The 14,438-nt window shown below is 75.3% G+C and carries 12 protein-coding genes; all 12 read right to left on the bottom strand.

Going from position 1 to position 14,438, the window contains the following annotated elements:
• Positions 1 to 6 precede the first annotated feature (6 nt).
• Complete coding sequence (ribD, locus tag BJP25_RS07500; protein ID WP_075974151.1) at positions 7 to 1,002, bottom strand: bifunctional diaminohydroxyphosphoribosylaminopyrimidine deaminase/5-amino-6-(5-phosphoribosylamino)uracil reductase RibD; 996 nt, start codon at positions 1,000 to 1,002, stop codon at positions 7 to 9.
• Between the two features lie 165 nt (positions 1,003 to 1,167).
• Positions 1,168 to 1,830: a ribulose-phosphate 3-epimerase gene (gene rpe / locus BJP25_RS07495; RefSeq protein ID WP_075974003.1), complete on the bottom strand. Its 663-nt coding sequence runs from the start codon at positions 1,828 to 1,830 to the stop codon at positions 1,168 to 1,170.
• Between the two features lie 93 nt (positions 1,831 to 1,923).
• Complete coding sequence (locus BJP25_RS07490) at positions 1,924 to 2,598, bottom strand: DNA alkylation repair protein (protein ID WP_075974002.1); 675 nt, start codon at positions 2,596 to 2,598, stop codon at positions 1,924 to 1,926.
• Positions 2,595 to 3,050: an NUDIX domain-containing protein gene (locus tag BJP25_RS07485; RefSeq protein WP_075974001.1), complete on the bottom strand. Its 456-nt coding sequence runs from the start codon at positions 3,048 to 3,050 to the stop codon at positions 2,595 to 2,597. The genes BJP25_RS07490 and BJP25_RS07485 overlap by 4 nt, the downstream gene beginning before the upstream one ends.
• A complete protein-coding gene (locus tag BJP25_RS07480; protein ID WP_075974000.1) occupies positions 3,047 to 3,691 on the bottom strand; it encodes an MOSC domain-containing protein in 645 nt (214 codons plus the stop codon). Before BJP25_RS07480 ends, BJP25_RS07485 begins: the two co-directional genes overlap by 4 nt.
• An 84-nt stretch (positions 3,692 to 3,775) precedes the next feature.
• Positions 3,776 to 5,398: an alpha/beta hydrolase gene (locus BJP25_RS07475; RefSeq protein ID WP_075973999.1), complete on the bottom strand. Its 1,623-nt coding sequence runs from the start codon at positions 5,396 to 5,398 to the stop codon at positions 3,776 to 3,778.
• 241 nt (positions 5,399 to 5,639) lie between these two features.
• Positions 5,640 to 8,150, bottom strand: coding sequence for a phenylalanine--tRNA ligase subunit beta (gene pheT / locus BJP25_RS07470; RefSeq protein ID WP_075973998.1), 2,511 nt, complete (start codon positions 8,148 to 8,150; stop codon positions 5,640 to 5,642).
• Positions 8,147 to 9,217: a phenylalanine--tRNA ligase subunit alpha gene (gene pheS, locus BJP25_RS07465; RefSeq protein ID WP_075973997.1), complete on the bottom strand. Its 1,071-nt coding sequence runs from the start codon at positions 9,215 to 9,217 to the stop codon at positions 8,147 to 8,149. Before pheS ends, pheT begins: the two co-directional genes overlap by 4 nt.
• 133 nt (positions 9,218 to 9,350) lie before the next feature.
• Positions 9,351 to 9,911: a GNAT family N-acetyltransferase gene (locus tag BJP25_RS07460; protein ID WP_075973996.1), complete on the bottom strand. Its 561-nt coding sequence runs from the start codon at positions 9,909 to 9,911 to the stop codon at positions 9,351 to 9,353.
• Positions 9,901 to 11,958 (bottom strand): ABC transporter ATP-binding protein/permease, encoded by a 2,058-nt coding sequence (locus tag BJP25_RS07455; RefSeq protein WP_075973995.1) that lies wholly within the window; start codon positions 11,956 to 11,958, stop codon positions 9,901 to 9,903. Before BJP25_RS07455 ends, BJP25_RS07460 begins: the two co-directional genes overlap by 11 nt.
• Positions 11,955 to 12,893: an ABC transporter permease gene (locus BJP25_RS07450; protein WP_233157939.1), complete on the bottom strand. Its 939-nt coding sequence runs from the start codon at positions 12,891 to 12,893 to the stop codon at positions 11,955 to 11,957. The genes BJP25_RS07455 and BJP25_RS07450 overlap by 4 nt, the downstream gene beginning before the upstream one ends.
• Positions 12,890 to 14,437 (bottom strand): ABC transporter substrate-binding protein, encoded by a 1,548-nt coding sequence (locus BJP25_RS07445; RefSeq protein WP_075973994.1) that lies wholly within the window; start codon positions 14,435 to 14,437, stop codon positions 12,890 to 12,892. Before BJP25_RS07445 ends, BJP25_RS07450 begins: the two co-directional genes overlap by 4 nt.
• Between the last annotated feature and the right edge of the window lies 1 nt (position 14,438).

The raw sequence follows: 14,438 nt of genomic DNA, 5'->3' as shown, positions 1-14,438 counted from the left end.
CCCTCCCTAGTCCCGGACCGGCACTGCGGAGACCCGCACGTCCGGTCCGCTCATCGTGACCCCTTCGACCCGCAGCCGGTGCGCGCCGGTGATGGTCGACACGCCCGCGTCGCCCAGCGCCTGCGCCCCCGCGCCGAGCAGCGACGGCGCCAGGTGGGCCAGCACCCGGTCCAGCAGCCCCGCAGCGGCGAACGCCCCCGCCAGCGTGGGCCCGCCCTCCAGCAGCACGTCCACCACGCCCCGGGCGCCCAGCGCGGCCAGCACCTCGGCCGGGTCGTGCGTGCGCAGGTGCAGGGTCTCGGCGCTGCCGTCGGCCACCTTCGCGCCCGCCGGGATGTCCCCGAGCCCCACGACGACCCGCAACGGCTGGCGGGCCCGCGGTGTTCCACCCGCGTCGCGCGCGGTGAGCGCGGGGTCGTCGGCGTGCACGGTGCCCAGGCCCGCGACCACGGCGTCGACCTTGCCGCGCAGCTCGTGCACCTCGGCCCTCGACTCCGGCGAGCTGATCCACCGGCTCGTGCCGTCGGCGGCGGCGACCCGGCCGTCGAGCGTCGCGGCGTACTTCCACGTCACGTGCGGGCGGCCGGTGGCCACGGTGTGCAGCCAGGCGCGCAGCGGGCCCCGCCGCACCTCCTCGGCCAGCAGCCCGCCCTCCACCCGCACGCCCGCGGCCCGCAGCACCTCGGCCCCGCCCGCGGCGAGGTCGTGCGGGTCGTCGACGGCGTAGACGACCCTGGCGACCCCGGCCGCGAGCAGGGCACCGGTGCACGGCGGCGTGCGCCCGTGGTGGGCGCAGGGTTCGAGGGTGACCACGGCGGTGCCGCCCCTGGCCCGCTCCCCCGCCTCGGCCAGCGCGCCCACCTCGGCGTGCGGGCCGCCGGGCGGCTGGGTGGCGCCGGTGCCGACCACCGCGCCAGACCGGTCGAGCACCACGGCGCCGACGGCGGGGTTCGGGCTGGTGGTGCCGCGCGCGGCCTCGGCGCGGGCGATGGCGGTCCGCATCGCCGCGGCCAGGGTCTCCTCCACGCCGCCAGTCTTCCAGCCGGGTCCGGAGCGGGGGCAGGCGCCTGTCACCGTGGGACGGGTTGCGCCGCGGGCGCCACCGGGTCCCGGGCCGCTACCCCGTTGTCGACCGTCCGACCGTCCTCGGCGGCGTGCGGGCGGGGCTCAGTGGAACCGGTGGTGGGCGCCCGCGGCCTGCGCCCGCAGGGCCTCCACCGCGCGGGCCGGGTCGTCGGCGCCGTAGACGGCCGAGCCCGCGACGAAGCAGTCGACGCCCGCTTCGGCGGCCTGCTCGATGGTGTCGGCGTTGATGCCCCCGTCGATCTCGACCAGGAGGTCCAGGTGGCCGGTGTCGACCAGGTCGCGGATCGTGGCGACCTTCGGCAGCACGTCCGCGATGAACCTCTGCCCGCCGAACCCGGGCTCCACGGACATGATCAGCAGGGTGTCGAACTCCTTGAGCAGCTCGATGTGCGGCTCCAGCGCCGTCCCCGGCTTGATCGACAGCCCCGCCTTGGCCCCCGCGGCCCGGATGTCGCGCGCCACCTTGACCGGGTCCGTCGCCGCCTCGACGTGGATCGTCACGTTGTGCGCCCCGGCCTCGGCGTAGCCGGGCGCCCACCGCTCCGGGTCCTCGATCATCAGGTGGCAGTCCACCGGGATGTCGGTCACCTTCAGCAGCGCCTCCACCACCGGCAGCCCGAGCGTCAGGTTCGGCACGAAGTGCGCGTCCATCACGTCGACGTGCACCCAGTCCGACCCTCGGATCGCCCCCAGCTCGTCGGCGAGCCGGGCGAAGTCGGCGGACAGGATGCTGGGCGCGATCATCGGCACAGGAGACACGTACCGGGATCTTAGGCACCCGCCCGACTGCTCCGAACGGGTGGCCTCACCGCGCGCGGGTGGCACCGGGCCGGGGGGTCACAGGTGCTTGAGGGCTTCGCGGCGGGAGAGCGGGGACAGGGTGGGGTGGGTGTCGACGAAGTCCTGGACCCAGCCGGGGTCCACGCGGGAGTGCTGGCGCAGGGCCCAGCCGATCGCCTTGCGGAGGAAGAAGTCGGGGTCGGTGAGGTTGGCCTCGACGGCGTGGGTGAGCAGGTCGAGGTCGGTGTCGTGCTTGGCGGGGAGCTGGCAGATGACGGCGGTGCGGCGGCGCCACTTGTCCTCGTCGGTCGCCCAGGCGCGCAGCAACGGGGTCATGGTGTCGCGGTGGGACCGCAGGAGCGGGGCGACGCGGTGGGTGGCGACCTCGTCGACGTAGTCCCACCAGGCGCCGGTGGTGATGAACTCGTCGTAGAGGGGCACCAGGTCGGGGGTCTGCCAGGCGCGGTAGCGGCGGTCGCCGGTCACGTCGATGGCCGCGTAGCGCTCCTCGCGGTAGCAGGCGCCGCGCCACAGCTCCAGCACCGCCTCGGTCATCTCCCGCGGCGAGGAGAACACCACCGCCGCGCACACCTCGCGCAGGGCGGCGGCCCGCGCGGGCTTGGCCACGCCCAGGAACGGCATCTCGGACTTCATGTACCGCTGCATCTGCGGCGCCTTGCCCGGGTCGGCCAGGGGTTCGAGGGCGGCCCGGACGGCCTCGTCGAGGTTCACGCCGGGTAGGTGTCGGTGAGCCGACCGGTCGGGGGCCGCACCCGCGCCAGTTCCAGGGCGGTGTTCACCAGGGGCCCGCGCGGCAGGTCGGCGACCTCCGCCAGCGGCACCCAGGCGGCCATGTCGGTGGTGCCGTTCTCCTCGAAGCGCATCTCGCCGCCGATGACCGTGGCCGCGTACACCAGCCGCAGGGCGTGGAAGTCGACCGCGCCGACCCGGCCGGGCACCTCCTCGCGCAGGGAGTCCACGCCCAGCAGGGCGTCCACCCGCACCTCGTACCCGGTCTCCTCGAACACCTCGCGCACGACGGTGTCGAGGGGGTGCTCACCGTGCTCCACGCCGCCACCGGGCAAGGTCCAGTGCCGGCTGCGCCGCCCGACGAAGTGGGCGAGCAGCACCTCCTCGTTCTCCACGCACACCGCGTACGCGGCCACCCGCAGGGTCTTCTTCACGCGCGTGCCCTCCGCCGCGCCTTCTCCCGCAGCTCGTCGGGCATGCCGTCGACGTCGAGCGCGGGCAGCAGGTCGGCCTCCAGCGTCGTCGCGCGGAACGCGTAGCCGATGGTCAACCCGTGCTCGGGCCGGTCGGTGACGACGATCTCGTCGCCCGCGGTGACCGCGCCGGGCCGCACCACCCGGAAGTAGGCGCCGGGCAGCGCCCGCTGGGTGAAGGTCTTCATCCAGCCGCGCTCGTCGAGCCACACGGCGAAGGTGCGGCACGGGATGCGCGGGACGGTCGCCTGGAGCACCAGGTCCGGGCCCACGTGCCACAGCTCACCGATGACCGCGGCGTTGACGTCCACCCCGGTCGTGGTCAGGTTCTCCCCGAACTGCCCGTCCACCAGCGGTCTGCCCAGCTCCGCGCCCCACCGGGCCAGGTCCTCCGCGGCGTAGGCGTACACGGCCTGGTCGGGCCCGCCGTGGTTGCGCACGTCGCAGATGTCGTCGCCCGCGAGGCCGCTGGCCCCCGGACCGGGCACGCCCACCGGCACCGGGTCGGCCACCGGCCGCTTGTCGATGGCCGAGAACCCCGACTTGACCGCGATCGGCTTCGCCCGCCCCACGTTGACCGACCGCACGCGCGCCTTCTCCATGCCCCCGAACCTACCTGCCCCCACCGACAGCGGACACGCCTCGGGCCCGGTCGCAGCGGCGACCGGGCCCGAGGCTTGCCTAGCTCACCTGGTGGCGTTCGCGATCAGCTTCTGCAGGTCGGCGCGGGTGATGTCACCCGTGTCGACGCTCGCGGTGCGCTGGCGCGCCGCCGCCGAGGGGTCCGGCTGCGGGACCGGGTCGCACGTGGCGTCGGAGGTGCGGCCCGGCTTGCGCGCGGGCAGCTCCCCCGTGGCCAGGTAGGCCGCGATCTTGTCGTCCACGCAGGCCACGCCGTTGAGCGAGCCCGCGTGCGTGGTGCCGCCCACGCCCTCGATGAGCGAGGACCTGGGGAACCGCGAGCGCACCTCCAGGCTGCCCTCGAACGGCGTCGCCGCGTCCAGGGTCTCGCTGATCAGCAGCGCCGCGGGCGCCTTGCGGCCGTCGACGGTGACGGGCTTGCCCGCCTTCGCGGGCCAGAACGCGCACGGCGCGTTGAACCAGGCGTTGCCCCAGGTCTCGAACGGGGCGCGCAGGAAGGTGCGCCAGTTGTCGACGCGCCACTGGTTCCAGTTCGTCGGCCACTGGACATCGGTGCACTGCACGCCCAGGTAGACGGCGAACGAGTTGTCCGAGCCGGGGCCCTGGCCGTTGGCGCCGTCGTACAGGTCCTTGACCAGGCTGTAGTCGCCGTCGTTGACCCAGGCCGAGAACGCCGCGGCGACGTCCTCCCAGCCGAACACGTAGTACCCGGCCGAGAGGAACACGTCGACCCACTCGTCGGGCCCGATGACGCCGCCCGCCGGGTTCTTCAGCAGCTTCGCCTGCTCCAGGTAGAACTTCTGCTGCACCACCCGGCCGCTGGTGCCCAGGTGGTAGACGTCGTCGTGCTTGGCGACCCAGTCGAAGTAGATCCCCATGTTCTTGTCGAACGCGACGTCCTGGTCCAGGTTGGCCTGGTACCAGACCTTGCGCGGGTCGACGTTGCCGTCGAGCACCATGCGCCGCACGCGCTCCGGGTAGAGGGTCGCGTACACCTGGCCGAGGTAGGTGCCGTAGGAGAAGCCGTAGTAGTTGATCTGCTTCTGCCCCAGCGCCTTGCGCAGCACGTCCACGTCGTTGACCGTGTCGGTGGTCTTGAGGTGGTTGAGCAGGTCGCCGCCCGCGGTGCCGCACGCCTTGGCGTAGCCCTTCGAGCGGTCGAGCCAGGTCTTCTCCAGCTGCGCGGTCACCGGCACGTAGAACGGCCGGTTGTACCCGAAGTACGAGCCGTCGCAGGCCAGCGCGGGCTGGCTGGACCCGACGCCGCGGGGGTCGAACCCGATCCAGTCGTAGCTCTGGCCCACCCCGCCCGGGACGTACTCGCCGAGCACCGACAGGGTCAGGCCGGACCCGCCGGGCCCGCCCGGGTTGGTGATCACCACGCCCTGGTACCGGTCCGCGGGCACCTTGGCCTTGATCCGCGAGACCGCCAGCTTGATCGTCGTGCCGCCCGGCTTGGCGTAGTCCAGCGGCACGACCAGGAAACCGCACTCGGCGCCGCGCCGGGCCAGGCCCGGGCTCGCGCACGGACCCCACGCGATCGGCGCGGGGTCGTAGGCCACCTGGGCGGGGCCCGGTGCCGCGGGGGCGGCGACGGCGGGCTGCCCCACCAGCGCACCCCCCAGCACCACGCCCACCGCGGCGGTGGCCGCCACGATTCTTCTCAACTGCTGCCCCTATCTCTTGCCTCGTCCGGCCGTGGTCGCGCCGGACCGCCCGATGCTGCCCCGCCGCGCGGCGCTTGGGAATAGCCGATCGGGGGGTATCGCCGGTGGGGACGGCGTTTCGGTGGGAGTGTCCGAAATCGACGGACGGGTCCCGACGGCCGTCCGGGGCCGAACGGGGTAGGACCCGGGACGTGCCCCGGCCCCCGGGGCGGGGTGCCGCCGGGGGCCGGGGGGTCGTCGGTCAGGCGCGCAGGGTGGCCCCGTGCCGCTCGGCGGCCGCGGTGACGGCGGCGTCGCGGGCGGCGGTGGCCTCCTCCACTGTCAGCGTGCGGTCGGGGGCGCGGAAGCGCAGGGCGTAGGCCAGCGAGCGCTTGCCCTCGCCCACCTGCTCGCCCTCGAACACGTCGAAGAGCCGGATGTCCTCCAGCAGCTCGCCGCCGCCCGCGCGCAGCGTCCTGGTCAGCTCGCCCACCGGGACGCCGGTGTCGGCCACCAGGGCGAGGTCGAGCAGCACCGGCGGGTACGGGCTCACCGCGGGGGCGGGCCTGCGGTCGGTCAGCGGCAGCAGGTCCAGGTCCAGCTCCATCGCGCAGGTGCGCGCGGGCAGGCCCAGGGCCTCGACGACCTTGGGGTGCAGCTCACCGGCGTAGCCCACGGGGAAGTCGCCCACCCGCAGCTGCGCGCAGCGGCCCGGGTGCCAGGGCGCCTGCACCGCCTGGGTGGTGGTCAGCTCCACCCCGGCGGCGTCGGCGACCAGGCGGGCGGCGCGCACCGCGTCCGCCCAGCCCGCGGGCTCGGCGGGGCCCCACCAGCCGGGGCGGGTGCGCGGCCCGGCCAGCACCACCGCGACGTGCGTGGGCTGGTGCGGCAGGGCGGTCTCCAGCGCGGCCAGCTCGGCCCCGCTGGGCCGCCGCGCCACGCCGACCTCCGGCATCGGGGACTGCTGGGTGCGCGGCAGCACGACCTGCCCGATGTGGAACAGCGCCACCTCCTTCGCGCCCCGGGAGGTGTTGCGCACGAGCGTGTCGAGCAGGCCGGGCAGCAGCGTGGTGGCCAGCTCGCCGCGGTCGGCCTCCAGCGGGTTGAGCACCGAGACCGTGCGGCGGCGCGGGTCGTCGGCGTCGAGCCCGAAGGCGTCCCACACCGACGGGGAGACGAACGGGAACGGCAGCACCTCGACGTGGCCGTGCTCGGCCAGCGACCGCGACACCGCGCGGCGGCGGCGCTGGGCGGCGGTCAGGCCCCGGCCGGGGACGACCTTGGGCAGCTCGGTGGGGATGGTGTCGTAGCCCTGCAACCGCAGGACCTCCTCCACCATGTCCGCGGGCTGGCGCAGGTCGTTGCGCCAGCTGGGCGGGGTGGCGGTGACGATGGGCGTGCCGTCGTCGGTGGCGCCGACCTCGACCTGGCAGCCGATCTGCTGCAACCGCATGGTCGTCACGCCGCGCCCGTAGCGCACCCCGGCGACCCGGTCCGGCAGGTCCATCGGCACCACGACCGGGTCGGGCAGCACCGGGCTGCCGACGTCGGTGCGGCCGGGCTGGATGCTGCCGTCGCCGTACTCGCGCAGCAGCCGGGCGGCGCGCTCCAGCGCCGCGGGGGGCAGCGCCGGGTCGACGAACCGCTCGAACCGCTTGGCCGCCTCGGAGGGCAGCTTGTGCCTGCGCACCATCCTGGCGACCGTCGCCGGGTCCCAGATGGCGGCCTCCAGCAGGATGTCGGTGGTCTCGGCGGAGACCTCGGTGCTGGCGCCGCCCATCACCCCGGCCAGCGACACCGGGCCGGAGTCGTCGCAGATGACGGTGTCGTCGGGGTCCAGCGCGCGGGTGGTGCCGTCCAGGGTCACCAGCTTCTCGCCGGGCTGGGCCTTGCGCACGACCAGCCCGCCGCGCAGGGCGGCGGTGTCGAAGGCGTGCATGGGCTGGCCCAGCTCGATCATCACGTAGTTGGTGACGTCCACGGCCAGCGAGATGCTGCGGATGCCCGCCAGCATCAGCCGCCTGCGGATCCACCACGGCGTCGGCGCGGTCGGGTCGACCCCGGTGACCCGGCGGACGGTGAACCGCGGGCAGGCCTGCTCGGCCTGCACCTGCACCGGGATGGACTCCTCCTCGGCCCTGGGCACCTCGATGGCGGCCGGGTCGACCAGCCGCGAGTCCAGCGCGCAGGCCAGCTCCCTGGCCAGGCCGCGCACCGAGAAGCAGTAGCCGCGGTCGGGGGTGATGGCCAGCTCGACCACCGAGTCGGTCAGCCCCAGCAGCTCGATGGCGTCGTCGCCGGGCGAGAGGTCCTCGACCTCGCTGCTGGGCAGCACCATGATGCCGCTGTGGTCGTCGCCGAGGCCCAGCTCGTCGGCCGCGCAGATCATGCCGCGGCTGACCTTGCCGTAGGTCTTGCGCTCGGCGATGGCGAAGTCGCCGGGCAGCACCGCCCCGGGCAGCGCCACCACGACCAGGTCGCCCTCGACGAAGTTGCGCGCGCCGCAGACCACCTCGGTGGTGCGCGGGGTGCCGTCCTCCTCCTCGCCCACCTCGACCTGGCAGAACCGGATCGGCTTCTTGAACCCGGTCAGCTCCTCGATGGACACCACGCGGCCGACCACCACCGGGCCGGTCACCGGGCCCAGCGGGCTGACCTCCTCGACCTCCAGGCCCACCCGGACGAAGGCCTCGGCGATGGCGTCGGCGTCGATGTCGCGGTGCTCGGCGGACAGCTCGACCTGCTGGGTCAGCCAGCTGACGGGGATCCTCACGACGCCTCCGTGCCGAAGGGAAGGGTGAACCGGACATCGCCCTCGACCATGTCGCGCATGTCGGGGATGCCGTTGCGGAACTGCAGGGCGCGCTCCAGGCCCATGCCGAAGGCGAACCCGCTGTAGACCTCGGGGTCCACGCCGCAGGCGCGCAGCACGTTGGGGTTGACCATGCCGCAGCCGCCCCACTCCACCCAGCCCGCGCCCCCCTTCTTCTCCGGGAACCAGATGTCGAGCTCGGCGGAGGGCTCGGTGAACGGGAAGAACGACGGGCGCAGCCGCACCGCCGAGGCCTCGCCGAACATGGCCTTGACGAACGCGTCCAGGGTGCCCTTGAGGTGGGCCATGGTCAGGCCCTTGTCCACCGCGAGCCCCTCGACCTGGTGGAACACCGGGGTGTGGGTGGCGTCGAGCTCGTCGGTGCGGAAGGTCCGCCCCGGGCACACCACGTAGACCGGAAGGTCGCGGGTGAGCAGGGTGCGCGCCTGCACCGGCGAGGTGTGCGTGCGCAGCACCGTGCCGGAGTCCTCGGGCGCGACGTAGAACGTGTCCTGCATGGTGCGCGCGGGGTGGTCCTTGCCGAAGTTGAGCGCGTCGAAGTTGAACCACTCCGCCTCGACCTCGGGGCCCTCGGCGACCTCGTAGCCCATCGCGGTGAAGATGTCGACGACCCGCTCGGTGACCTGGGTCAGCGGGTGCCGGGCGCCGCGCGGGAACCGGTCCAGCGGCAGGGTGACGTCGACGCGCTCCTCGCGCAGCACCCGCTCGTCGCGCTCGGCCTGCAGCGCGGCCAGCCGCTCGTCGTGCGCGGCCTTGATCTCGGCCTGCGCCTGGTTGACCCGCTTGCCCGCCTCCGAGCGCGCCTGCGGCGGCAGCGCGCCGATCTCACGGCGGGCCAGCAGCAGCGGCGACTTGTCACCGAGGTGGGCGGGCTTGGTCGCGGCGAGCGCGCCCAGGTCCGCGGCGTCGGCGAAGGCCGCGCGGGCGGCGTCGACGGCGGACCGGAGCGTCTCCGGCGCGAGCGCCGCGACCTCCTTGGGGTCGTACGGGTCGTTGGCGGCGGACATGGTTGGTGGACAGCTCCCCGGGGTCCTGTGCGGCCTGGTGGCGCACCCGGTCTACCCGGGTGAGCAGGGTCGATCCTAGGTGATCGCCACCCGGGGCCCGCACCGCATTACCCCCACCGGGGAGCCGCCCCGGTCAGCGCCGCCCGCCGGGCAGCGGGACCTCGAAGTGCACCGTCTGGAAGTGGGCCGGGTCGCCGTCGCGGGCGTCGTGCACCTCGACCGCGACCGAGCGCCAGAAGTCGTCGGCGCCGGGGCTGCGCGCGTCGGTGTGCAGGTAGAGCACGTCGTAGTCGGGCGCGGCGGCGACGAAGTCGGTGGCCAGCGCCACGAGCCGCCTGGCCAGGCCGTGCCTGCGGTGGCCGGGGCGGACGTAGACGCGGAACAGCTGCGCGGTGCGGTCGGGGTGGTAGCGGCTGACCAGCCACTCCGGGTGCGGCGGGCTCTTGGGGGCGGCGGCGCGCACGGCGGTGGTGGCCACGACCTCGCCGTCGTGCACCGCGACGAACAGCGCCTGGCGGGGGTCGCGCAGGTAGTGCCCGTCGAGGTCGATGACGTCGGCGTGCCAGGCGGGGCTGTAGCCGTAGCCGAGGTCGCGGTAGAGGGTGTCGAGGATGACCGAGCGGGCGCCGTCGAGGTCGCCGGGGCGGGCCCGGCGCAGGTCGTAGGTGGCGGTGGCGCGGGTGTCACTGAGCATCGGGCTGTTCCTTCATCGGGTTGAGCAGTCGACCACCGGAGGTGGTCAGGGTGCGGTGGGCCAGCGCGGCCACCGCGGCCTCGTCGTGGGTGACCACGACCAGGGCCGTGTCGAGGCGGGCGAGGTGGTCGAGCACCACCCGCCGGGTGGCGGGGTCGAGCCCCGCGGTGATCTCGTCGCAGACAAGCACGTCCGGCTCGGCGAGCAGGGCGCGGGCGAGCGCGGCGCGGCGCAGCTGCCCGCCGGAGAGCGCGGCGGGGCCGCGGCGGGCGGTGGCCCCGTCGACGCCCAGCGCCCCGAGCAGGTCGAGGGCGGCGGCGCGGGCCGCGGGGGCGGCGAGCCCGCGCTTGCGCACGGCGGTCCTGGCGACCTGGGCGAGCACGGTGCGCCGGTCGTCGAAGGACTGCCGGGCGTCCTGGAAGACGTACTGCACCCCGCCGCGGGCGGTGACGGTGCCGCGGCTGGGCCGGTGCAGCCCGGCGATGGCGCGGGCGAGGGTGGTCTTGCCGCTGCCGGAGCGCCCGGTGATGGCGACGCGCTCGGCCGCGGCGAGGGTGAGGGTGACGCCGGTGAGCACGGGGGTGCCGCGGTGGCCGACGGTGACGTCGTCGAGGGCGAGGGCGGTGGGGCCGCCGGGGTGCGGGCGGGGCGCGGCGACCGGCGCGGCGGCGGGGCTGGTGCCGAGCGCGTGGACCTCGTCGGCCAGCTCCTCGACGAGGGCGTGGTCGTGGGTGAGCAGCAGCACGCCGGTGCCCCGGTCGCGCAGCTCGCGCAGCCGGGCGGCGACCTCGCCCCGGCTGAGCGCGTCCTGCCCGGTGGTGGGTTCGTCCGCGATCACCAGGACGGGGTCGACCAGCAGGGCCTGGGCGAGCACGAGCCGCTGCTGCTGGCCGCCGGAGAGCTGGTGGGGCAGCTTGCGCAGGAAGCGGCGGTCGGTGGGCAGCCCCACCCCGGCCAGCGCGGCGGCGACCCTGGGCGCGGGGGCGAGTTCCGCGAGCACCCGGCCGACCCTGCGGACGGGGTTGAGCGCGGTGCCGGGGTGCTGCGGCACGTACCCGACCCGGCCCGCCACCACGACCTCGCCGCTGACCCGCCCGGGGGCCTCGCCCAGCAGCGCCGCCGCCGCGGTCGTCTTGCCGCTGCCGGACTCGCCCACCAGCGCCAGGACCCGCCCGGCGCGCACGTCGAACGACACCCCGGCGACGACGGCCGCGCCGTCGACCTCCACCCGCAGGTCGCGGACCCTGGCCACGACGCCGTCCGGGCAGGCGCCCACCGGGGGCGCGGCGACCGCGGGCAACCGGCTCAGCGGCCGGTGGTCGAAGACGAGGTTGGTGCCCACCGACAGCGACACCACCAGCAGCGCGGGCACCACGACCGCCCACGGCACCAGGAGCAGGCCGCCCTGGTTGCGGTCGACCATGACGGCCCAGTCGGCGGCGTCCGGGGCGACGCCGACGCCGAGGAACGCCGCCGAGGCCACCAGGTACACCGAGGCGGTGAGCCGCACGCCGAGGTCGGCCACGGCGGTGGGCAGGGCGGCGCGGGCGGCGTACCCGCCCGCGACCCGCCACCACGGCTCGCCCTGCATCCACATGGCCTCCGCGACCGGCCCGGTGGCCGGGCCCAGCGCGGCGGCCCGCACCACCCTGGCCACCTCGGGCGCGGTGACCACGACGACGACGGCCACGAGCGTGCCCAGCCCGGGGTCGGCGAGCCCGGCGACGATGAGCAGCACCAGCAGCGACGGCACGGCCAGCACCAGGTCGAGCGGGCGCATCACCAGCTCGTCGACCCACCGGCGGCGGGCGGTGGCCGCGAGCAGGCCCAGCGGCAGCCCGATGGCGTAGGACGCGGCGGTGGCCAGCACGGCGACCAGGACGACGGTGTGCCCGCCGAGCAGCACCTGGTCGAGCACGTCGCGCCCGACGAAGTCGCGGCCCAGCGGCCCGTCCTGGGCGAACGCGGCCCCGCGCGAGGGTGGCCCGGCCAGCAGCGGGCCGAGCAGCGCCACCAGCAGCGGCACCCCGACCAGGACCCACCTCACGCGACCACCCCCGCGCGCGGGGCCAGCCGGAACGCCACGACGTCGGCCACCAGGTTCACCAGCACGGTCGTCCCGGCGAACAGCAGCGCGAGCCCCTGCACCACCGGCAGGTCGCGGGCGGCGAGCGCGTCCACCAGGGTGCTGCCCACGCCCGGCAGCACGAACACCGCCTCCACGACGACGACCCCGCCGAGCAGCCAGTCGGTCGTCCGCGCGACCTGGGTGGCGGCGGGCGCGAGCGCGTTGGGCAGCACGTGCCGGAACCACACCCGCCGGGGTGCCAGCCCCAGCCGCCGGGCGTGCCGGGCGTACTCCGACCCGGCCGCGTCCACCGCGGCCGCGCGGACCAGGCGGCTGATCGAGCACACCGGCCGGGCCAGCAGCACGACCAGCGGCAGCACCAGCACCACCGGCCAGGCCAGCGGGTCCACGCCCACCGCGGTCGGCGGCAGCCACCCGAGGCCGGTGGCGAACACGGCCACCAGCAGGATCGCCAGGGCGAACTCCGGCACGGCGTGCAGCCCGACGAACACCGCCGTCAGCGACCGGTCCAGCCGCCCGCCCGCGTGCCGGGCGGCCACCGCGCCGAGCCACACCGACAGCGGGACCAGCACCGCCAGCGCGGCGACGGCCAGCACCGCGGTCACCCCCAGGCCCGCGCCGATCACCTCCGTGACCGCCCGCCCGGACACCAGGGACGCGCCGAGGTCGCCGCGGGCCAGCGCGAGGAGCCAGTCCGCGAACCGCTCCCCCAGCGGCCGGTCGAGGCCCAGCTGCTCGCGGATGCGCTCGATGCGCGCCGGGTCGGGGTCGTCGCCAGCGAGCGCCACCGCGGCGTCGCCCGGCAGCGCCGCCACGAGCAGGAAGACGGCGGCGGCGAGCGCGACCACCTGGCCGACCCCGAGCAGCGCCCGCCGGGCGAGGTAGCCGCTCACCCCAGCCAGACCCCGTCGAAGCGGGCCCAGTCGAGGGTGTTGGCGGGCGCGGGGCGCACCCCGCCGACCCTGGCCGCGGTGCCGACGATCCAGTCGACCTGACCCCACACCAGGTAGCCGCCCTCGTCGTGGAGCACCCGCTGCATGCGCCGGTAGACCTCGGCCCGCGCCGCCGGGTCCGCGGTGGACACCGCCTGGTCGTAGAGCGCGTCGAACTCCGGCCGCGCCCACTTGGTCGTGTTGGTGGTGGAGGTGGACAGCAGCCTGCCGGAGATGTGCGACTCGATGGGCATGGCGCCGGAGCGGAAGCTGGACAGCGAACCGGACTTGAGCGAGTCCGCCCAGAACGTGCTCTTGTCCCCCACCTCCACCTTCACGTCCAGCCCGGCGGCCCGCGCCTGCTCGGCGAACACCGTCGCCGCCTCGACGAACCCGGTGGCGGCCTCGCTGGTGCGCAGCCCGACGGACACCCCTTCCGCGCCCGCCTTGCGCACCAGCCAGCGCGCCCGGTCGAGGTCGCGAACCCGCTGCGGGATGTCCTCGGCGTAGTGGCGGAAGCCCTTGCCGAACAGGTCGTTGCCCACCTGCCCGGCTCCCGCGAGCGTGCTGTCCACCAACTGCTGGCGGTCGGTGAGCAGGAACATCGCCTCGCGCAGGTCGCGGTTGTCGAACGGCGGCCGGTCGACCTTCATCGCGAACGCCTGCATGCCGGAGTTGGGCGAGCGCACCACGGTCATGCCGGGGTGGCTGCGGGCGGTGACGGGCGAGAGGTCGTGGGCGTACTCGACCTGGCCGCCCAGCAGCGCGTTGACCCGGGCGGACTCCTCGTTGGCGAGGACGAACTCCAGCTCGTCGAGGTGGGCGGGGCGCTCCCAGTGGTCGGGGTTGCGCGCGAGCAGCGTCGTGCGGCCGGGGGTGTGCGAGACGAACCGGAACGGGCCGGACCCGACCGGCTTCGAGAAGTCCTGTGTGGACTCGGGGATGATGTAGGCGGAGAAGGCGGCCAGCGCGTTCGGGAACTCCGCGTAGGGCCGCTTGAGCGCGAACTCGACCGTGCGGTCGTCCACCGCGCGGCTGTTCGGCAGGTCGATGAGCGCGAGGGCGGCCTTGGCGCGGTAGGCCTGCTGGGGGTCGAGGATCCTGGCGTAGCTGGCGAGCACGTCCTGCGCGCGCACCGGCTTGCCGTCGTGGAACCGGGCCTGGCGCAGCACCACCCGCCACCGCGTCAGGTCCGCGCTGGGCTCCCACCGCTCGGCCAGGCGCGGCACCGGTTCGGTGTCGTCGCCGTAGTCGGCGAGCTTGTCGTAGACGGCCTTGGAGCGGGCGACCTCGACGAAGAGGTTGGACAGGTGCGGGTCCAGGGTCTCGCGGGCGCCGCCGCCCGCGAACGCGGCGCGCAACCGCCCGCCGCTGCGGGGTTCGCCCGCGGCCCCGGTGCTGGAGGTGGCGGGGGCGCAGCCGGTGAGCGCGGCCAGCGAGGCGCCCGCGGCCAGGCCGAGGAAACCTCTGCGGTGCAGGGCGGGGAAGGCGGGTGTTGGGGACACG

The sequence above is a fragment of the Actinokineospora bangkokensis genome (genome assembly GCF_001940455.1).
Classification (GTDB): Bacteria; Actinomycetota; Actinomycetes; order Mycobacteriales; family Pseudonocardiaceae; genus Actinokineospora; species Actinokineospora bangkokensis.
The sequence above is the reverse complement of the archived record's forward strand: the minus strand, read 5'-3'. Positions and strand labels throughout refer to the sequence as shown.

What these genes read in the sequence shown, in the direction of transcription:
- ribD (WP_075974151.1), bottom strand. Translation starts at nt 1,002, where the DNA reads ATGCGGACCGCCATCGCCCGCGCCGAGGCCGCGCGCGGCACCACCAGC.
- rpe (WP_075974003.1), bottom strand. Translation starts at nt 1,830, where the DNA reads ATGATCGCGCCCAGCATCCTGTCCGCCGACTTCGCCCGGCTCGCCGAC.
- BJP25_RS07480 (WP_075974000.1), bottom strand. Translation starts at nt 3,691, where the DNA reads ATGGAGAAGGCGCGCGTGCGGTCGGTCAACGTGGGGCGGGCGAAGCCG.
- pheS (WP_075973997.1), bottom strand. Translation starts at nt 9,217, where the DNA reads ATGTCCGCCGCCAACGACCCGTACGACCCCAAGGAGGTCGCGGCGCTC.
- BJP25_RS07460 (WP_075973996.1), bottom strand. Translation starts at nt 9,911, where the DNA reads ATGCTCAGTGACACCCGCGCCACCGCCACCTACGACCTGCGCCGGGCC.